This is a genomic window from Nostoc flagelliforme FACHB-838 (assembly GCF_014698065.1).
Taxonomy (GTDB): domain Bacteria; phylum Cyanobacteriota; class Cyanobacteriia; order Cyanobacteriales; family Nostocaceae; genus Nostoc; species Nostoc flagelliforme_B.
Genome location: NZ_JACJSI010000007.1, coordinates 61,459 through 80,849, shown reverse-complemented (window position 1 = coordinate 80,849; position 19,391 = coordinate 61,459). Strand labels below are relative to the sequence as shown.

Genomic DNA, 19,391 nt, shown 5'->3' with positions numbered 1-19,391 from the left:
ATAGCACACCAATAAATTCAGGATTACTAATAATGGAAACTACAGACACAACGCAAACTAGTTCAACACCTTTCCCAAATATTCCACCGATTATTGAAAGTAACGATAGTGAGTATCGTGATACTGGCGTACCTAGCACAGTTGCGATCGCAGGACATCCCCTACATCCCCTGACTGTAATCTTTCCTATCGCCTTTTTAGCCGCCGCCTTGGGAAGCGATGTCGGATACTGGTTAACTCGTGATTTCTTTTGGGCTAGGGCTTCATTCTGGTTAATCGGACTCGGATTAGGTTTAGGCTTAATCGCAGCAGCAACTGGTCTGAGCGACTTTTTGAAAATTGAACGAGTTCGCAAGCGCACCGCAGGTTGGGTACATTTGATACTTAACGTTTCTATCCTGGTTTTATCACTTGTTAACTTTCTCCTGCGTTTGGGCGACATTGAGTCCCGAATAGTACCTTGGGGACTGTTAATTTCGCTCGTTGTTGGGACACTGACTAGTGTTTCTGGCTGGTTTGGTGCTGAACTCTCTTATCGCCATAAAATTGGTGTAGTGGGTGCTGGTAGCAGAAGATATCCATAACCAAATAATTCGTAATTAAGCAAGAATTCAGGAGCGGATCTGCGCTATCCACTAGTCGCACAGAATTGAATTCTAGATTCTGGCTCCTAACTCCTGAATTCTTTATTGTTAACATTCAATATTACGAATTATTGAGAAACAGGTATGTAGAGGCTAAAATTTTGTTTAGTCTCTAAAGTTTCAGAAAATGCGTCAAAACCCTAACCAGACAATATTTATTATTCTTTCTGCGCTCATCGTTATACCGATGGGCTTTTTGTTTAAGTATTACAATGGGCCTGCCCATCACTGGTTTAATGACTACGGAGCCGCTGTATTTTATGAAATATTTTGGTGTCTGTTCGCATTTTGGTTTTTCAGAAGTCGGGCGGCTGTAGTTCAAATTCCTATATGGGTTTTTGTTATCACTTGTATACTAGAATTTTTGCAACTTTGGCATCCGCCACTATTAGAGCAAATTCGTGCCACCTTAATAGGTAAATTGTTACTTGGTACTACTTTTGTTTGGTGGGATTTTCCTCATTATATATTGGGTTGTGTTTTAGGCTGGTTGTGGCTACGACAATTACAAAGAATAGGTTATGCACAAAAAAGTTAAAGTTAAACCTAATTCAAAACAGCAAAAAATTGACGAACAATCTGATGGCAGCTTAATTGTGTATTTAAAATCGCCGCCAGTTGATGGTAAGGCTAATGAAGAGTTAATTAAACTACTAGCAGAGAAATTTGATGTGCCCAAATCTCATATTAGAATTAAATCAGGTTTGTCTTCTCGTCAAAAGCTAATAGAAGTTAACATAGATACTTAGTTGCTGCTTAATAGCACCTTTTTGACAGAGGCTGTATGCCACCCAGTACATCTTCTACTAAAGCCAAAAAAACAGAGAGAGAAACTCATAAAACCAAATTTTATGCTTGTGTAATATTTATATAACTTGGTTGAGATTTGACTCTTTCTATCCAAGCTTGAATAGCAGGAAATTGTGTCAAATCGAACCCACCTTCATCAGCTACATGAGTATAAGCGAACAAGGCGATATCAGCAATCGTGTAACGCTCTCCCACAAAAAAAGTGTGAGACATTAAATGTTTTTCCATCAAGTTAAGTGCTGCATAACCATGTTCACGTTTTTCCTTGATAGTTTCACTATATTCTTCAGTTTTACCTAAAATAGAAATCAAAAATCTTGATGTGGCAATAAAAGGCTCATGACTATATTGTTCAAAACATAACCATTGCAGCACCTGCGCTCGTAAAAAGCGATCATAAGGGAAAAACTCTGTACCTTCGCTCAGATAAACCAATATGGCATTTGATTCTGCCAAATATTTTCCTGGCTCGATTTCCAAAACAGGTATTTTACCGTTGGGATTTTTACTTAAAAATTCTGGTGTTCTAGTCTCGCCTTTCAAGATGTTAAGCTCTATTCTTTCAAAAGGCATACCTAGTTGTGTTAATAAAAGACGTATCTTATAACCATTACCAGAAGGTAAAAAATCGTACAAATGTAGTAGTTCCATGTTAAAATACAGTTAGGAATATGTTGATAAGTGAAGGTTCAAAATACAATATTCTACCAAAAAAAATTCCCAAAACCGGATATTTTTTATATATTTAGCATCTAACGGACTACAGGAAATTATCTGAGAAAATAAAAAAATATTTTTTTATTTCTAGATTGAGATATTTTATTTAGTCAATGGTCGAGAATAAAAGTATGTGTGGAAGATTTACTTTAAACCAGTCGGTAGAAGCATTATCTCAAGTTTTCCATGTCGAATCGGTTCCAGATTTAGCCGCCCAATATAACATTGCACCTACCCAAATGGTGGTAACAGTGTTACAAAATCCCGAAAATAAAAAGCGTGAATTAAAGCAGTTGCATTGGGGCTTAATTCCGTCATGGGCAAAAGATGCAGGGATGGGGGCAAAACTGATTAACGCTAGGGCAGAAACTGTTTCTGAAAAACCCTCTTTTCGTTCGGCTTTTAAGCATCGGCGCTGTTTAGTAGTAGCTGATGGCTTTTATGAGTGGCAACGGCAACAAGGCAAAAAGCAACCGTTTTATTTTCGCCTTCAAGATGAGCAACCCTTCGGCTTTGCAGGATTATGGGAGAAATGGCGATCGCCTAGTAACGAAGAAATAATCTCTTGTACAATTTTGACAACGGCAGCTAACGAATTACTCCAACCTATCCACGAGCGGATGCCAGTGATTCTGGAGCCACAAGATTACGATTTATGGCTAGATTCTCAAGTGGAAACGCCCCAAACCTTACAGCAGCTATTGCGTCCTTATCCAGCATCAGCAATGACTGCTTATCCAGTTAGTACTCTGGTAAATAATTCTCGGCATAATAGTTTGGAATGTATCATACCCCTCAGTGAGAAGAATGCCCCCGTAAATCAGTTAAATTAGCTATTGAGTGAATTAGATGTGGGGATGAGGGAGCAAGGGAAGCAGAGGGAGCAGGGGAAGAAAAACTATTAATTATTGTCCACCAGTTCCCAATCCCCAGTCCCTAATCCCCAATCCCCATTACCCCTTATCCCCAGAGGGGGCCCCACCTTCCCCAGTCCCCAATCCCCAATCCCCAGAGACAACTATGCCAAGAACGCAAAAAAACGATAATTTTATTGACAAGTCCTTTACAGTAATGGCGGATATTATCTTAAAGATCCTGCCAACCAACAAAAAAGCTAAAGAAGCGTTTGTTTATTATCGAGATGGTATGTCAGCCCAAGCAGATGGGGAATATGCTGAAGCATTGGAATACTATGAAGAAGCGCTAACTTTAGAGGAAGATACCAATGATCGCGGCTATATCCTCTACAATATGGGACTAATCTATGCCAGCAACGGCGACCACGATAAGGCTTTAGAACTATATCATCAGGCAGTTGAGTTAAATCCACGCTTACCCCAAGCCTTGAACAACATCGCCGTGATTTACCACTACCAAGGCGAAAAGGAAAAAGAAGCTGGAGATAACGAGGCTGGTGAAGCACTTTTTGACCAAGCAGCAGACTATTGGATTCGAGCTATTCGCATGGCTCCCAATAACTACATCGAAGCCCAAAACTGGCTGAAAACTACCGGGCGATCGCAAATTGACGTATTCTTCTAAAAGTGAAGAGTTAGGAATTGTGATTTATCACTCCTAACTCCTAACTTCTGTACAGACGCGATTAATCGCGTTTCTCGTAACTCCTAACTAAAAAAAGATGATTGACCAAGAACAAGTTCATAAAGTAGCTAATCTTGCTCGTTTAGAATTGACTCCAGAAGAAGAAAAACAATTCACTACCCAGTTGGGAAGTATTCTGGACTATATCGAACAGCTGAATGAACTTGATGTCAGTAATGTACCCCCAACAACACGGCCAATTGATGTCAGCAATATCACACGAGAGGATGAATTGCAACCCTATCCTGACCGACAAAGCATTCTCAACAGTGCGCCTGAACAGGAAGGTGAATTTTTCAAAGTACCAAAAATCCTTAATGCTGAATAGTTAAAAGCTATTTACTAAGAATATCTGCGCCGAGGATAGCCAATGGCTACCCTGCGCGAACAGAGATAGGGAAGATAATTATTACTTCGGAATCCCCAAAGAAGCAACCGACGTTTGGGATGCAATGAGTGTAAGAATCATAACTAATTAGCTGGACATAACTATGAAATTATGTATTTAGTAATATATAATTATTCTCAAGAGTTAAGGGTGCTTATCAAGTATTAAACTACTTGCTGGTACTGCCAAAGTATTTTGTATGTCTACATCTGCAATCACTATTACCGTTAAGTTGTTCGCTGCTTATCAAGAAGCCTTTAGGGTTTCAGAACTGGTGCTGGAATTTCCCAATAGTATGCCAGTCAAAGCAGTATGCGATCGCCTCATAGCTGAACATCCTGAACTCTCTCAATGGCGTGATCTCACCCGTTTTGGGATTAATCTGATATTTGTCGAACCAGATACCCCACTACAAGATGGGGATGAAGTCGTGCTGATTCCACCAGTCAGCGGCGGCTAGGAGAACAGTTAGGAGTTATATCATGTTCGACTTAATACTTATGTCATTGCGAGCGTAGCGCGGCAATCCCAAACCTTTGCGATTGCTTCATTCCACTTCGTTGCATTCGCAATGACATATTATAAGTGATTTGCCGAACATGATATTAGAGATTAAACTTCTAACCCCTAAGAGTGGACAACTGGGTGAAGGGCTTCTGCTTTGCAGTACGCAGACTAATTATACGTATGTATCTTTATAAAAAATTGGTATTAGCAGTTAGCTTTATTAAGTTATCTAACTCTTGCTGCATCTGACTAACAACTAATTCATAACATTCATTGACATAGTAGCGATCGCTGGCTGCCTCTCGACCGTAGCGTTCGAATATAATTGGTGGACAAACCCGTGTGTATATAGGCACTGGTAAGGGAATGTTGGGTAACGGCCCAATTGCTAATCCCCAAGGCAGTCCCAGATAGATTGGAAAAACTTCTGGATCAATCCCCAACAGCCAAGGCATCCCCCACTCGTGGAGTTGATGCACGATTTTGTAGCAGTCAGTGAGTACAATCAGCGTATCGTGAGCGCCCCAGGAAATCACAGGCACAATCGGCACATTTTCTCGTAACGCTAGCTTGATAAATCCTTGCCGTCCCGCAAGGTATATTTTATTACGTAAATAATTTGGTCGAAAGACATCTTCGGCTCCACCGGGATAAACTAGTACACTCGCTCCAGAGCGCAAGGCAGTATAAGCCATTTTTGGATGAGCGATGATTGCTCCAGCCTTGGCGGCCAATTGTGCTAGTGGCTGGCTAACCTGCCAAGCTTTGGGATGCATCAAACCATAAATGGGTTTCTCTACACCAAATTGTCGGAACCAGTCGTACATCATCATTGCCATATCAGGCGCTGCGAGTCCCCCATTATGCGAACCAACAAATAGGACTTTTTGTTGCGGTGGAATATTATCCCAGCCACTAGTTTTAACTTGGAAATAGTATTGATACAAAAAGCTAAATAGGGGCATTAGAGATTCTATGAACTTTGGATCTCGCTCATCCAAAGACCAACCGATTTTTTTGTTTAAGAAATGTTGCTTTTTTGACATCAATGTATTCTAACAGGATTGATAAAGTTCAAACAATCCTTTGTTATGGCAATCCGATTTGATTTCTGAACTTATTTGTGTAGGCGGGGAGTAGAGAGTAGGGAATCAGCCTTTTCAAGTTGTACGGTGTTCTTTCACACAATCAAATAGACATTTCCAGAAATTAAATATGCGTTATCTAGAACCCTTGTAAAGTAATAGTAGTTTTACGTCTCCACATTTTTTTCACTTATATTTGTTGTATTGCCACATTGCAGCGATTAATTTGGTGATATCTATGGAGTAGTTGCTGGTTTTGAACGCTGCTGCTGGTAAAAACCGACAACTTTTTGAAGATATGTAGCAGTAAATCCGCTGTCGCAGCCTGTATAGCTGCCAGTCATCCACCAACAACCAACACCACGCACAGCGGCGGTTTCATTATTACTGGTGGCGAGAAATTGCTTGTTTAACTCACGGCGCGTGATGCACGATACAACTTGGCGTGCAGTTGCAGGACTATTTTCAAACTGCGTTGGTGTTAGTTCTTTTTTGAGACAATGTTTCGACCAGCCTTTTAAGGTTTCTGGTTTAACTTGCCATTCACTATAAAGTCCATCATTTGCGATGCCGGTCTGCGGTGCAGCTAGTCGTAGCGCCTCTACCATTGCCGCGACTTGAGCATCAGAAACCTGTTGTTGTGCTTGAGCTAGCAATGATGACAGTCCGAAGCTGACAATTACTCCGCTAAGTAGTAATGCTATGGGGTTTCTGCTCATAATTCTGGGCTTATTTTTGAATACCAATATGTAGGATACTACGTTTTTACACTTAGCATAAGGGAGATGAGAGAGCAGGGGAGGCAGGGGGAGCAGGGGGAGCAGGGGGAAAATTCCTCTCTTACCTTTCCTTTTAGGCAGTCCCCAGTCCCCAATTCCCAATCGAATTGTTATGCTGGGTTCCAAGTGCCGTGAAAGCTGTGGGGAATGACGCTAGGTAATCCTAATTTGCAAACGGGTTCTGCATCCAGGCGATCGCTATCAAATACCCAAAGTTCGCTAGTATGAGAATTACCATCGTATACAACGGTTAACACCCAGCCTTGCTGAGAGTTGTGGACATCTTGCGCGTGAATGGGTTCTGAACCATAGCGGTTTTCTCCTAAGTCTGCTTCGGTGAGGGTTTCGGTTTTGTAGTCGAAGCGAGCGATCGCACCAAATGGTTCTTTGTCTAGATCCCCTCTTTGCGGCATTAATGAGATGTAAGTATAGCGCCAAGGTTGCCCAACTTGCGATCGCTGCACTACGGGAAATTCACACTTGCGGTTGACAAATTCCTGCATTGCTGTGACTTTACCAGTTTGAGGATTGAGGCGCACTTGCCACAATGTTCCTCTAGAAACTGTGTGCGTCTCACCACTTGCAAATTCTCTCAGATACTCATTAGTTTGGTGAAAATCTGCATATCGCACCACATCCAGAATCACAGAACCTTCTTCATCTTCATAGCCATTACCAAAATGCCAATTAAACCAAGGATCGGTTTCACCACGACTAACTAAAGATAAGTTTTCCCGGTCAAAGATTAACACCTGGGTTCCTAGCTGAGGTTCCCACAACAGAGATTCACTAAAAGTAGTTACACCAAGCAGAACTGACAGTGTTTTCATCCGTATCGGTGGCATGAAAAACACCAAATATCTTTGAGTTAAAACAAAATCATGCATTATAGAATAGCGATTTAGCTTAAAAGCAGTTTTTTGGATAATTTTGCCTGTGGCATCGCTTTTGTAGAGATTCAACTTTACAGAACTTCCGATACTGATTCCAAAGTTAAAAATCTCGCCTGTTTTTGAATCACGCTTGTAATGAGCAGAATAAGGTAATCCGTTATCCAAAGCACCTAAATCATCCAATCCCTTCGTTTCTAAAGTTTGCAAATCAAGGGCATAAGGATTAGTTGCTTCCCATAAAGCCAACAGTTTATCAGGTAAAGCCAAGACAGAGGTATTCGCTGCATTCTTGATCTGTTGACCCCAGCGCTTCCAGATTGGCCCTGCCGGATGCGTCCCATAGGCACCATAAAGAAACTTATCCGCTTGAGTTTCAGCTTGATATTCTGCTGTTTGCACATAGCGATAAACTCCGGTAACTCCTGCATCTGTGAAATGGACACCAAGAATTGCCCCATCTCCATCAAACCAGTGTCCCACGCGTTGGCGTAGCCCGTCGCAGACATCGCCACCACGTTCGAGCCGTGCGGGGCCATTGCGGTAAAGTGTGCCACGCAAGCCATCTGGAACTTTGCCAGAAATAATTGACAGTTGGGTAAGGGGAAATTCTTTTGCTGGTTCTGCGATCCCACTCGCCCAAGACTTATTTGTTGACTTTTCGGTAATAGTCTGCATATTAGAATTCCTTGAAATATTGGTAATTGCATTCTTACATTTTGGCAATTTTTTAAAGACGCAAAAAATGAAGGGGCGCGTAGGTTTGCGCCCCTACGTACCCTGCGGGACGCTCTGCGTTCGCGCGGTTGGGTTAACAAAGTTATCTGTTGAGGCGAGCAGTTCTTGAGCAGGGGGAGAGAAAAATAAATAACTCTCTTTCCTCCCCTGCCTCCCCTGCACCCCCTGCACCCCCTGCCTCCCCTGCCTCCCCTGCTTATCCGAACCGTATTGCCCCGCCCCCTGCCCCCTATTCCTCCTTTCTACTCTGGTAAAAAATGCCGAAACTATTAAGATTAGAAGCATCTGCCTACTAAATACTTACTAATCTTTCCCAGCCATGCCTCTGTCACGCATAGTAACGCTGATTGTTGGTCTGATCGTCATTTTGGGGCTAGCCCTATGGCTGATTGATTCCCTATCACGCCTCTATTGGCAATTATCCTATTCGCCGTTGCTAGGCAATTTGTTGCTGTTATTGCTGATTTTCCTCATTGCAGCCTTGGTTGCAGCTTTTGTCTATTATGTATTGGTGATTCAATCTGGGGAAAAGCGATCGCGCCGCAACCCGAAGCGAGTGACTGCGGCACAAATTCCGGCTGCTAAATCTGACGCTGCTTCTACAACTCTCCAGGCTGTGCGACAACAGGTAGGGCAAATTCAAGATGAAGTAGCACGCCAAGCTTTATTAAGTCGATCGCGGGAGATTGAAGCAAACTTAGCACGGGGTGAAATTCAAGTAGTGGTATTTGGTACGGGGAGTGCTGGTAAAACTTCCCTGGTAAATGCGATTATGGGACGCATGGTCGGTCAAGTGGATGCACCAATGGGTACAACCCAGGTTGGGGAAACTTATTGTCTGCGGTTGAAGGGATTAGAACGCAAGATTTTAATTACAGATACGCCGGGGATTTTAGAAGCAGGGGTGGCGGGAACGGAACGAGAACAAATGGCGCGAGAACTGGCGACGGAAGCAGATTTACTGTTGTTTGTGGTAGATAATGATTTACGGCGTTCAGAATATGAGCCGCTACGGGGGTTGGCAGAAATTGGTAAGCGATCGCTTTTGGTGCTTAACAAGACTGATTTATATACAGATGAAGATAAAGAATCCATCCTCGCTAGATTACGCCAACGAGTACGGGGATTTATTGCTACTAATGATGTAGTAGCGATCGCTGCTAATCCTCAACCTGCACAATTAGAAACTGGCGAAACCTTCCAGCCAGAACCAGATATTGTTCCCTTGCTGCGGCGCACAGCTGCTGTTTTACGCGCCGAAGGTGAAGATTTGGTGGCAGATAATATTCTTTTGCAATCTCTGCGATTGGGAGACGAAGCACGAAAACTCATCGATGGGCAGCGTCGCCGTCAAGCTGACAAAATTGTAGAACGGTTTCAGTGGATTGGTGCTGGTGTGGTGTCAGTTACGCCTATACCAGTTGTAGATTTATTGGCAACAGCCGCCGTCAACGCTCAAATGGTTGTGGAAATTGGCAGAGTCTACGGCTGTGAATTGAATATGGAACGGGGAAGAGAGTTAGCCCTTTCTTTAGCGAAAACTATCGCTAGTTTGGGCATTGTTAAGGGAGCAATTCAATTATTATCTACAGCTTTGCAGCTTAATGTTGCCACCTTTATTGTTGGTAAGGCGATTCAAGGCGTAACAGCAGCTTATTTAACGCGAATTGCTGGTAAGAGTTTTATTGAATATTTTCGTCACGATCAAGATTGGGGTGATGGTGGAATGACGGAAGTTGTACAGCGACAGTTTCAAATTAACCGCAGAGATGAGTTTATTAAAGCTTTTATTCAAGAAGCGATCGCCCGAGTAGTCAAGCCGTTACAAGATAAATCTGAAGCGATCGAGGAACAAGAATAAATTTTGTTGAAGAAGAATTCAGAAGTCAGAATCAAGACGCTCCTGCGTCGCTAACGCTGCGCTATCAGTCGGGGATTCAGACCCGCGACTGAATTTTTGCACCACCAAATTGAAAATTTGGTGGTGCAACAACGCCGATTATTCATCCGCCAGTCGTACAGAAAACATTGCTGAATTCTGACTCCTGACTCCTGAATTCTGTTTGATAAATTAAAATACTACTTTTTTAAGTAAAATTACTGAAATAAATCGAGTTTACATTCAAGTAGTTAAGTTCAGTAAATCTATTTTTCAAGCATTCCGGAAACAGGAGGGAATGTCAGAAAAACTAAATAAAAGGACTTACTGAGTAACCAGGTCATGACCAACCACATAATCGGTAAATTACTACAAGGGCGTTACAAAATTGTCCAAAGCCTCAGTGCAGGGCTATTTGGTCAAACATACATTGCTGTAGACGTAGATTATCCAAAGAATCCCAAATGCGTTGTTAAACAGATTAAAGTTAGCAGTTCCGAATGCAGCGACTTGGATATATTGAGGTTACTGTTTCAGACTGAAACCCAAACCCTTAAGCTTTTGGGAAGCCATCAGCAAATTCCTGAGTTCATCGCCTGCTTTGAAGAAAACGAGCGATTTTACTTAGTGCAAGAGTGTATTGAAGGACATGCGCTAACTGCGGAATTGCCTATTGATCAACAATGGGGCTGTCTATGGAGTGAAAGGGAAGTTGTAGAATTTCTGATAGATGTCTTAGGTATTTTAGAATTTGTTCACTCTCAAGGTGTGATCCATTGCGATATTAAACCGGAAAACTTGATTAGACGTACTAGCGATGCCTACGGCAACGCTGAAGCCCTACACAAGTTAGTTTTGATTGATTTTGGCTCAATTCAGTCTATCGATTTTGGGATATGTGCGGAATTGCCCATTTATCGAATCCCCGTCACTTCATTGGGTTACATACCACCAGAACAATTTATTGGTCAAACACAGCCCAACAGTGATATTTATGCTTTGGGTATGATTGCTATCCAGGCTTTAACTGGGTTAGAACCACTACAATTAAAAACTGATCCTCATACTAAAGAAATTTTTTGGCGTTTTGAAAACACGCCAGTTAATGATTATCTAGCTGCTGTTCTCAGCCAAATGATCCGCTACAATTACCAAGACCGCTTTCAGTCTGTGGGTGAAGTACTGCGAGTACTCAAACAAATGGTATGGGAAACTCAGCCATCACAAATATTAGAAGCAGATTTTCAATTTCCCTTAGAAGTAGCGAAAAATCCTACATCTGGAAATTCATCTTCGTTATTAACAGGAATGAAAGTAGGACTAGCAGCTAATTCTTTAGTGATGGGCTTTGGTGTATATTCTTTAGTTAATACTGCACCTGCATACTCAGAAACAGATACTTTATATAAAGCAACAAAAGAATATCAAGCAGGGGATTTAGAAGAAGCGATCGCAATCGTTAAATCAATTCCTTCCCACAGTAATGTTTATCCAGAAGCGCAAGCCAAAATTGAAGAATGGCAAGAGCAATGGCAAGTAGCTGCACAGCAATACCAAATAGCTGAAACAGCTTTTGCTAATAGCAAATGGTCATATGTTCTTGATGCTGCCACTAAAGTTCCAAAGATTTCATATTGGCAATCTAAAACAAATAAACTAGTTCAGCAAGCATCCGTTAACATTGAAGCACAAACGCAATATTTATTAGCAAAAGCTTACGAAAGTGCCGACATCAGAGATTTTTCTACTGCATTAAAATATCTGCGTCAAATCCCTAAAGAAAGTCATGCTGGTGCTTTAGTTCAAGATAAGTTAGCTGAGTACAATCGAAAGCGGCAGATCAGAGCAGCTTATTTTTTACAGAAAGCCTATAAGAAAGCATCTATTGGCGATTTTAATCGAGCTGTAAAATTTCTGCGAAACATTCCCAGCGATACTTTAGTTTATGCTCAAGCTCAAGTCAAATTGAATGAGTATACTCAAAAACAACGCTTACTGTCTGACAATCAAAAGGTAGCTTCTGCAAAAAGAACAAATTCATTCGTCCCTAAAAACTCAGCTACTAAAATTGAATATCTTCAGGGAGTAAATTCCCTACAAGAGGTTAATATTCGATAGTTACAGCAATTTTTAGATGAAGGACTTGTTACATATAATAGTTTTGAAATGTAAGTAGGGGCACAGTATCATATTGTGCCTCTATAAGTGTAATCTATTTATTAGTTGGGGTTTAAATAGCCTAATTCAATAGCTGGGGAATGAGCATTATATTTAAACCGATGTCCAAGAATGAGTAATGTACTTTCTAACCCTTGATGCAAGTTAGCTAGTTTTTTATCAGTTTCTCTATGTCGTGAAAAGTTGTTTAAATATGACACAATTTCTGTAACGCAATCTGTACCAGCTTGCATAGATTGAATAATTACTGTGCGATTCTCCCAGCGATCGTCAACTATTAGCATGGTGTAGGGGCTACCCTGAAAGCCAATGATTTGTTTCTCTAATGCTGCGATCGCAGATTGTACCTAGTCAATCGCTTCGGGAATCTCCAACTCAAACTGGAAGCTACTCCCTTGACCGATCTGACTCTTAACCTGGATATTTCCCATCCTCTGGGCGATCGCATTTAAATTGCGATCGCCAACAACAGGCTGGGTGCAGGTTTTTCTACGGTTGACATTAACGCCGAGTTAGGATGCACGATTACTTTTCCTTGGGAATTGAGGGCAAAAGCGTAGCTATTCGTGCCGTAGTGCAGAGAGTTCACAACCTTTGCAATGCAATCGACTCTCACATTGCCGTGGAAAGTCCCTATCGGTGAACTACCGCAGTTAGATACTGACCTACCCGCCACGGTGTAGCATAGATAACACCTGTTACTAATAGCGATCGCTATCACCAATCCCAAAAAAATTAAATAATCTTTTATCGATCGCAGGCAGATAACAGTCTCTCTTGTTACTTCTACCTCCTATCGTTAAACAGTATTATTTTACTTATTAAAATTTTTGTTGAAAATTGCAAGCTAAAATAACGAAAAATTATCAGCAATGCTAATTAAAGCATACTGAGTTACTTTGGAATCAAATTTATCCCCAGATACTTCACCCATAAACATAGATTATGGATTCTGTTCAGATTGAAACAACTGCGCCACTGATTCTGGAATTTCCCCAGATTGCCTCACCTCCACCACCAATCTCTCCAAACTCTCGAATTCCCAAGGATACTATTCGCACTAGTTTAAAAGCTTCCACTGCGGATTCTGTCTTAGCAGCAGTTTATTCCCTTGGAACTGGCGGAATTTTACTCTGCAATTTCTTGGTGGAATTGGGCGCTAGTCCAGTGGTATTTGGGATGCTATCGTCTATCCCCATGTTGGTCAATCTTATTCAGCCGTTAGGTGCTTACTTGTCTGAACGCTGCACCAGCCGCTTTCAATATTCGCTTCGGACACACGGAATTGGTCGGCTGCTTTGGCTGATTTTAGTAATTGGTATTGCCAGCGTTAGTTGGGGAGTAATTAATACTCATCAGTTAGTGATATTGACACTCTTGATTGTTTTATTCAGCAATCTTTTGGGAGGACTAGGAAGCGCATCGTGGCTAAGTTGGGTAGCAATGATCGTTCCCCGGCGATTACGAGGCAGGTATTTTGGAACACGCAATAGTGCCGCTAGTCTAACTAATTTGGTTTGCGTACCAATGGCCGGTCTAGTTGTATCACATTGGTATGGGGGATCTCTACAAGGTTATGGGGTAGTTTTACTGGTAGGCATTGTATTTGGGATTGTGGGATTGGGGTGTCAGTATTTCCAGGTGGATATGAATCCGCAATTGCAAAATACTTATTATGGCAAGTCATCTGCAACAAGCGAGATTCAATCAGAGGTTGCAAAAGATAAAGCTTCTGAAGTAGTTCAATCAATTCATCCGCCACAAGACCAGGTAACTAACAGCATTTGGAAAAACTCTAACTTTTTAATATTTCTGCTGTATTTCAGTTTTTGGGCGCTTGCTGTTAACCTCAGCGCTCCTTTTTTTAACCTCTATATGCTGGACACTCTGGATTTGGATGTGAGCTATGTGACTATCTACAACAGCCTTCAGGCGGGGGCAAATTTGCTGATGCTTATTCTGTGGGGAAAATTAGCAGATAAGATAGGCAATCGTCCCATCCTCATCTGTATTGGGATTTTGGTTGCAGTCACACCACTCCTGTGGCTGGGGATTAGTGTTAATCGCCTTGGCATCTGGTTATGGTTGCCACTGTTACACATCTTGCTCGGAGGTACTTGGGCGGCGATTGATTTGTGCAGCAACAATATACAATTAAGCATTGCACCAATTAAAAATCAGTCTATCTATTTTGCGATCGCAGCTGCCGTTGCTGGAGGGAGTGGTGCTTTAGGCACAATTATAGGCAGCTTCATCGTGCAATTTTCTCAATTCGGAGGCTTGCTAGGCTTATTTGCTCTATCTGGTCTATTGCGACTAGCAGCCATTGTTCCACTCATGTTTCTTCAAGAGCCGAGCAGAGGATGAGAGAGATAAGGAGGATAACGGTATTATTCTCCCTTGTCTTCCCCTGCTCCCCCTGCTCCCTCTGCTTTATTCTGCGGCGGTAGAAGTTAAAGACATTGTTTCCCACAAGACCATGTGAGGTGTTGTTAGTACAGGCTGGTGTAGGGCAATCAGCTGGGCTAGGGTATTCTTTAATTGAGTACGAGGTATGATATCATCAACAAAACCGTGCTGGAGCAAATCTTCAGCAGTTTGAAAATTTTCGGGTAGTTTTTCCCGTAGGGTTTGCTCAATCACTCGCCGACCTGCAAAACCAATGGTTGCCTTGGGTTCTGCTAAGATGATATCGCCCAACATTGCAAAACTAGCGGTAACGCCGCCCGTTGTGGGATTGGTCAAAACGGGAATATATAATAGTCGCGCGTCTTTATGGCGCTGTAGGGCTGCGGAGATTTTCGCCATTTGCATCAAAGAAAGCATTCCTTCTTGCATCCTAGCGCCACCAGAGGTACAGACGATAACTACAGGATATCGCCGTTGAGTGGCTTGCTCAATCATGCGGGTGAGTTTTTCCCCCACGACCGAACCCATGCTACCACCCATAAAACGGAAGTCCATAACCCCAAGGGCAATGGGCAAACCATTGATTTGGCCTAAACCAGTTTTAACCGCGTCTATTAAGCCAATTGTCTCTTGCATTTCCCGCAAGCGATCGCTGTAGAGTTTGCGATCGCGAAATTCTAGGGGATCGCTTGGACGCAAATGCTCGTCTAGCGGTTTCCAAGTATTGTTATCTATCAATTGACGGATGCGCTCATCGCTATCGACCCGATTGTGATGACCACATTCGGCACAAACCATCTGATTGGCTTTCAGGTCTTTTGTATATGTCAACACACTGCACTTGGAGCATTTATGCCATAGCCCATCAGCAATTTCACGTTCTTGGCGTTCGAGGCTGGTAGATCCTGATTTCCGTCGATTGGCAAACCAATCAAATAGAGACTTTAAACCACGCGATTCTTCGTTGTTAGCCATTTTTTATTTTATTTTAAGTGGGTATGAGGTCGAAAACATGTCAATCCGTATTGGGTTGTTTTTAGCCATTAATCATTTGTCTTTACTAACGATCCCTTTGGGTGACGCTTGTCCGTGTAGCGCCTCCGATAGAAAAAGACTCGTTAACGCTAGTTAGTTATAGGGGAAACCCCTTGGCGCTAGCCTCTCCCTTTGGGATAAGACCGTACTAGGTCATTAATGACTACATCGTCAAACTAAGTTTTTAAGCTATTCAGACCTTAATTTTCATCTTTGGTTGCCAGCTTAACGAAAATACTTATACCAATACAAGTCTCTTGCTCTTTTTTTCAGCAGACTTAATTATATAGACGTACTGACAAAGCCATGAGAATACCAACCTCCAAATAAGATGCTTTCCCCCTCCTACCCCAATCAATTTTTGTATTGCTGGGTTCTGAACAATCAGCATCTGTTGCATTAGTTGCGCTTGCCAACGGTTAATCGTCGTTAAGAGGGTAATACAAGTCACAAGCTGAATATTAGCAAAATGTGAAGGGCAGATGGGGTAATGTTGGTTACAGTCACGAATTATAAATATTTTTTATGTAAGGGGATTGGGCATGGGTTATTCTCCTTGTCCCTTTGCCCCTTATTTTCCACTGTAATTCAAGATGCTGGAAAAAATAACCGCAAATAGTTAGATAAAATGGCTTCCCCACTAAATAGGGTAACAACAGATCCTAAAGCCAGGAAAGGGCCAAAAGGCATCTTTTGTCCTAATGTTTCTCGTGATGCTGCTTGCCTTACAGCTTCTCTACGAGTATGCACAATAACGCCACTACCAATTAACGCTCCCAGCGCACAAGCGATAAAAGTAGCTAAGAGCAAATATTTCCAGCCTAACCAAGCTCCCATCATGGCTGCTAACTTCGCATCACCTGCACCCATTGCAGCTTTACCAAAGGCAATTGAACCTAATAGGGCGATCGCATCAAACAGCCATAAGCCTAATACTGCGCTGGCGATCGCCGTCATCAGGTGATTTACCAATGCCACGGAACTAGCCTCTGGTAAAAAACCAACTACCATTTGAAACAAAATCCCCACCACTAAACCCGACTGAGTAAGTGGATTGGGTAAAGTCATTGTATCTAGGTCGATAAGCGATAGCGCCAATAACCAACTACAAAAAGCCCAATAGCCTATTGTTAAAGTCGAAACTTGAAATACCAAAAAAACCAGTAAAAAAATTATGCCCGTTACCCCTTCTACCACAGGATAACGGACAGAAATTTTGCTTTTGCAATATCGACACCGCCCTTTTAAGGCAATCCAGCCGAACACTGGTACATTGTCGTAAGCTTTTAGCTGGTTTAAGCATTTCGGACAACGAGAAGGCGGCCAAAGAATTGACAACCTAGCAGGTAGCCGATAAACAATAACGTTGATAAAACTGCCAACAGATGCACCCAAAGCAAAGACCATTACACTCGCCGGAACGGCGAACAAAATGTCCATACAGTAATTTGTCCTTTGTCATTTGTCCTGTGTCATTTGTCGTTTATCTTTTGTCCTTTGTCGAGAACTAATGACCAATGACTAATGACTAATGACCAATGACTAATACATGTGCGATTCAATTTGACTTAAGGGCACAAAACACTCTTGAGGTAAAAGAACTGGTTGGTTAGTAAAAATAACCTTACCTCGATGAGTCACACGATTAATTGCTACACCAGAAGATTTCCCAGCTATTTCGGGATGTACTTCACAGTGAATATAGTATATCTGCCCGGCGGCTCTGATTAGGGCGGGATCAATCAAAGGCGATTGGTTCTTTGGGGCTGTAAAATTTACTTGACCTTGTCGTAATGCGTACACTATCGACTGTTATTAGATTGCTAGATTTCCCTTTAGTCTACCCGAAACTTATAGCAAAGGTTGCCAAATTGCCCAAGTTGCATTTTTAATTATTTTCCTTCAAGAGCTAAAATCAGTGCATCGCCCATAGCGCGGCAACCTAAAAGGTTTTTTCCAGGGGAAATTATATCCCCGGTGCGATCGCCTTGTTCTAAAACTTGCAATACGGCTTGTTCGATGTTATCTGCTGCTTTTGGTTGGTCTAAACCGTAGCGCAACATCATCGCCGCACTCAAAACCTGTGCCAGAGGGTTAGCTTTATCAAGTCCGGCAATATCTGGGGCGGAACCATGAACTGGTTCAAACACACCAGGCCCAGAAGCACCCAAACTAGCTGAGGGTAACATCCCAATACTACCTGTGAGCATGGCAGCAGCATCAGAGAGAATATCACCAAACAAATTGCCTGTAACAATGGTGTCGAATTGCTTGGGAGCGCGTACTAACTGCATAGCAGCATTATCTACATATAAATGAGAGAGTTCGATATCTGGATATTCGGTACTAAGTTGGGTGATGCGATCGCGCCACAACTGAGATACTTCTAATACGTTGGCTTTATCCACCGAACAAAGTTTTCCACCGCGTTTTTTTGCCGCTTCAAACGCCACCCGCCCAATGCGTTCAATTTCCGATTCGGTGTAAACCATTGTATTTACACCGCGTTTTTCACCAGTTTCTGTCGCAAAAATTCCTTTGGGTTTCCCGAAGTAAATCCCGCCAGTTAGTTCACGCACCACCATAATATCCACGCCTTCCACAATTTCACGTTTCAAAGTCGAGGCATCTATTAGCTGGGGCAAAATTTTCGCTGGGCGCAAATTGGCAAATAATCCCAAACCTGCACGTAGCCCCAACAAACCTGCTTCTGGGCGTAAATTGGATGGCAAGGAATCCCACTTATAACCACCAATGGCTGCGAGTAATACAGCATCACTGTTACGGCAAGTATCTAGAGTGGCAGATGGTAGAGGTTCCCCTGTAGCGTCAATTGCTGCACCACCGATGAGGGCTTCTTGGAATTCAAACTTCAGATCAAATTGCTTCCCTACGACTTTCAGCACGTCTACCGCCACTGCCATAATTTCAGGGCCAATGCCATCGCCGGGGAGTAGGGTAATGCGGTAGTTTTGGGTCATAGCTGGTGATTACTGGGTAAATGCTTGCAGATTAAATATCATACCTAGCAAAATGTACCGATGGAGTTTTTAATTTATTTAGATGTTTGTTGTCTGAATCGCCCTTTCGATGACCAGACACAAGAACGGATTTTTTTAGAAGCTGAAGCGGTACGGCTGATTTTAGCTCGTTGTCAGAGTGGTGAATGGCAATTACTGGGAAGTGAAGTTATAGATGATGAGTTGGAACAGACACCAGACGGAGAAAGAAAACGACAAATGATGGCTTGGGCTGCTTTAGCAAGCACTAAAATTATGGCTAAAGAACAGGTTAAGTCCCGTGCTAGAGAAGTTGTTGCTCTCGGATTAAAAACCTTTGATGCATCTCATATTGCTTGTGCAGAAGTCGGAAATGCCGATATCTTTTTAACAACTGATGACAGAATGTTGCGCTTAGGAGCAAAATACAGCGCCATGCTACAAGTAAGAGTAGAAAACCCATTGCGGTGGGTATCGGAGGTAATAAATGCTAGACGTGACTAAGTTGACTCAAGCTGAGATTAGGCGACTGGGAATAGAAGCCTTAACAAAGGCTCTTGGCCCTGCTGGAATGGCAAGATTTATGCAGCAATTTGAAATAGGTAGTGGAGATTACACACGAGACAGGGATCAAATCTTAGGAAATCCCACTATTGATGAAATCTTTGCTCGCATTGAGGAGCGACGAGAACAGCAGGAGAAGGGCGAAAAGTAGAAAAGTTTTATGTGGT

Annotated in this window: 22 protein-coding genes; 12 read left to right on the top strand and 10 right to left on the bottom strand. The window is 42.4% G+C overall.

Going from position 1 to position 19,391, the window contains the following annotated elements:
- The first annotated feature begins 32 nt into the window (after positions 1–32).
- The 3 genes from H6G97_RS05765 to H6G97_RS05755 all read left to right on the top strand — a co-directional run bounded on the left by H6G97_RS05765 (position 33) and on the right by H6G97_RS05755 (position 1,393).
- Positions 33–584 carry a DUF2231 domain-containing protein gene (locus H6G97_RS05765; RefSeq protein WP_190939734.1) on the top strand — a complete coding sequence of 184 codons (552 nt, stop codon included), beginning with the start codon at positions 33–35 and terminating at the stop codon, positions 582–584.
- 187 nt (positions 585–771) lie between these two features.
- The gene (locus H6G97_RS05760) at positions 772–1,182 is read left to right on the top strand and encodes a ribosomal maturation YjgA family protein (protein ID WP_190939733.1); all 411 of its coding nucleotides are present in this window, start codon (positions 772–774) and stop codon (positions 1,180–1,182) included.
- The gene (locus H6G97_RS05755) at positions 1,166–1,393 is read left to right on the top strand and encodes a DUF167 domain-containing protein (RefSeq protein WP_190939732.1); all 228 of its coding nucleotides are present in this window, start codon (positions 1,166–1,168) and stop codon (positions 1,391–1,393) included. The genes H6G97_RS05760 and H6G97_RS05755 overlap by 17 nt, the downstream gene beginning before the upstream one ends.
- Before the next feature lie 100 nt (positions 1,394–1,493).
- Here the strand turns inward: H6G97_RS05755 and H6G97_RS05750 are convergent, their stop codons facing one another.
- The gene (locus H6G97_RS05750; protein WP_190939731.1) at positions 1,494–2,105 is read right to left on the bottom strand and encodes a glutathione S-transferase family protein; all 612 of its coding nucleotides are present in this window, start codon (positions 2,103–2,105) and stop codon (positions 1,494–1,496) included.
- Between the two features lie 197 nt (positions 2,106–2,302).
- On the opposite strand from H6G97_RS05750, the gene H6G97_RS05745 reads away from it, so the two are divergent.
- The 4 genes from H6G97_RS05745 (at position 2,303) to H6G97_RS05730 (ending at position 4,621) form a co-directional block, all read left to right on the top strand.
- Entirely contained in the window at positions 2,303–3,004 is a 702-nt protein-coding gene (locus tag H6G97_RS05745; RefSeq protein WP_190939730.1) for an SOS response-associated peptidase, read from the top strand.
- Between the two features lie 187 nt (positions 3,005–3,191).
- The gene (locus H6G97_RS05740; RefSeq protein ID WP_190939729.1) at positions 3,192–3,713 is read left to right on the top strand and encodes a photosystem I assembly protein Ycf3; all 522 of its coding nucleotides are present in this window, start codon (positions 3,192–3,194) and stop codon (positions 3,711–3,713) included.
- A 97-nt stretch (positions 3,714–3,810) separates the two neighbouring features.
- Positions 3,811–4,101, top strand: a complete 291-nt coding sequence (gene gatC, locus H6G97_RS05735; protein WP_190939728.1) for an Asp-tRNA(Asn)/Glu-tRNA(Gln) amidotransferase subunit GatC — start codon at positions 3,811–3,813, stop codon at positions 4,099–4,101.
- Between the two features lie 259 nt (positions 4,102–4,360).
- Complete coding sequence (locus H6G97_RS05730; RefSeq protein WP_190939727.1) at positions 4,361–4,621, top strand: MoaD/ThiS family protein; 261 nt, start codon at positions 4,361–4,363, stop codon at positions 4,619–4,621.
- Positions 4,622–4,856: 235 nt separating this feature from the next.
- Here H6G97_RS05730 and H6G97_RS05725 read toward each other — a convergent pair whose 3' ends face one another.
- The 3 genes from H6G97_RS05725 to H6G97_RS05715 all read right to left on the bottom strand — a co-directional run bounded on the left by H6G97_RS05725 (position 4,857) and on the right by H6G97_RS05715 (position 8,100).
- The gene (locus H6G97_RS05725) at positions 4,857–5,714 is read right to left on the bottom strand and encodes a lysophospholipid acyltransferase family protein (RefSeq protein ID WP_190939726.1); all 858 of its coding nucleotides are present in this window, start codon (positions 5,712–5,714) and stop codon (positions 4,857–4,859) included.
- A gap of 275 nt (positions 5,715–5,989) precedes the next feature.
- A complete protein-coding gene (locus H6G97_RS05720; RefSeq protein WP_190939725.1) occupies positions 5,990–6,472 on the bottom strand; it encodes a hypothetical protein in 483 nt (160 codons plus the stop codon).
- Positions 6,473–6,642: 170 nt separating this feature from the next.
- A complete protein-coding gene (locus H6G97_RS05715; protein ID WP_190939724.1) occupies positions 6,643–8,100 on the bottom strand; it encodes a carotenoid oxygenase family protein in 1,458 nt (485 codons plus the stop codon).
- Between the two features lie 379 nt (positions 8,101–8,479).
- Between H6G97_RS05715 and H6G97_RS05710 the strand changes: the two genes are divergently transcribed.
- Positions 8,480–10,021, top strand: coding sequence for a YcjF family protein (locus H6G97_RS05710; protein ID WP_190939723.1), 1,542 nt, complete (start codon positions 8,480–8,482; stop codon positions 10,019–10,021).
- A gap of 360 nt (positions 10,022–10,381) precedes the next feature.
- The gene (locus tag H6G97_RS05705; protein ID WP_190939722.1) at positions 10,382–12,157 is read left to right on the top strand and encodes a serine/threonine-protein kinase; all 1,776 of its coding nucleotides are present in this window, start codon (positions 10,382–10,384) and stop codon (positions 12,155–12,157) included.
- A gap of 101 nt (positions 12,158–12,258) precedes the next feature.
- On the opposite strand, the gene H6G97_RS05700 is transcribed toward H6G97_RS05705, so the two are convergent.
- Together H6G97_RS05700 and H6G97_RS05695 are read right to left on the bottom strand one after the other, a co-directional pair.
- Positions 12,259–12,501, bottom strand: a complete 243-nt coding sequence (locus H6G97_RS05700) for a hypothetical protein (protein WP_242054814.1) — start codon at positions 12,499–12,501, stop codon at positions 12,259–12,261.
- A gap of 164 nt (positions 12,502–12,665) precedes the next feature.
- Entirely contained in the window at positions 12,666–12,947 is a 282-nt protein-coding gene (locus tag H6G97_RS05695; protein WP_242054813.1) for a PDC sensor domain-containing protein, read from the bottom strand.
- Between the two features lie 215 nt (positions 12,948–13,162).
- On the opposite strand from H6G97_RS05695, the gene H6G97_RS05690 reads away from it, so the two are divergent.
- Positions 13,163–14,584: an MFS transporter gene (locus tag H6G97_RS05690; RefSeq protein ID WP_190939721.1), complete on the top strand. Its 1,422-nt coding sequence runs from the start codon at positions 13,163–13,165 to the stop codon at positions 14,582–14,584.
- A gap of 66 nt (positions 14,585–14,650) precedes the next feature.
- On the opposite strand, the gene accD is transcribed toward H6G97_RS05690, so the two are convergent.
- From accD to leuB, 4 genes are all read right to left on the bottom strand, one after another.
- Positions 14,651–15,601: an acetyl-CoA carboxylase, carboxyltransferase subunit beta gene (gene accD, locus H6G97_RS05685; RefSeq protein WP_190939720.1), complete on the bottom strand. Its 951-nt coding sequence runs from the start codon at positions 15,599–15,601 to the stop codon at positions 14,651–14,653.
- A gap of 648 nt (positions 15,602–16,249) precedes the next feature.
- A complete protein-coding gene (locus tag H6G97_RS05680; protein ID WP_190939719.1) occupies positions 16,250–17,101 on the bottom strand; it encodes a prepilin peptidase in 852 nt (283 codons plus the stop codon).
- Positions 17,102–17,203: 102 nt separating this feature from the next.
- On the bottom strand, positions 17,204–17,464 hold the full coding sequence (locus tag H6G97_RS05675; RefSeq protein WP_190939718.1) for a hypothetical protein: 261 nt from the start codon (positions 17,462–17,464) through the stop codon (positions 17,204–17,206).
- Between the two features lie 89 nt (positions 17,465–17,553).
- A complete protein-coding gene (gene leuB, locus H6G97_RS05670; RefSeq protein ID WP_190939717.1) occupies positions 17,554–18,642 on the bottom strand; it encodes a 3-isopropylmalate dehydrogenase in 1,089 nt (362 codons plus the stop codon).
- 60 nt (positions 18,643–18,702) lie between these two features.
- Between leuB and H6G97_RS05665 the strand changes: the two genes are divergently transcribed.
- Positions 18,703–19,164, top strand: a complete 462-nt coding sequence (locus tag H6G97_RS05665) for a PIN domain-containing protein (protein ID WP_190939716.1) — start codon at positions 18,703–18,705, stop codon at positions 19,162–19,164.
- Positions 19,148–19,375, top strand: coding sequence for a hypothetical protein (locus H6G97_RS05660; protein ID WP_190939715.1), 228 nt, complete (start codon positions 19,148–19,150; stop codon positions 19,373–19,375). Before H6G97_RS05665 ends, H6G97_RS05660 begins: the two co-directional genes overlap by 17 nt.
- Positions 19,376–19,391 lie beyond the last annotated feature (16 nt).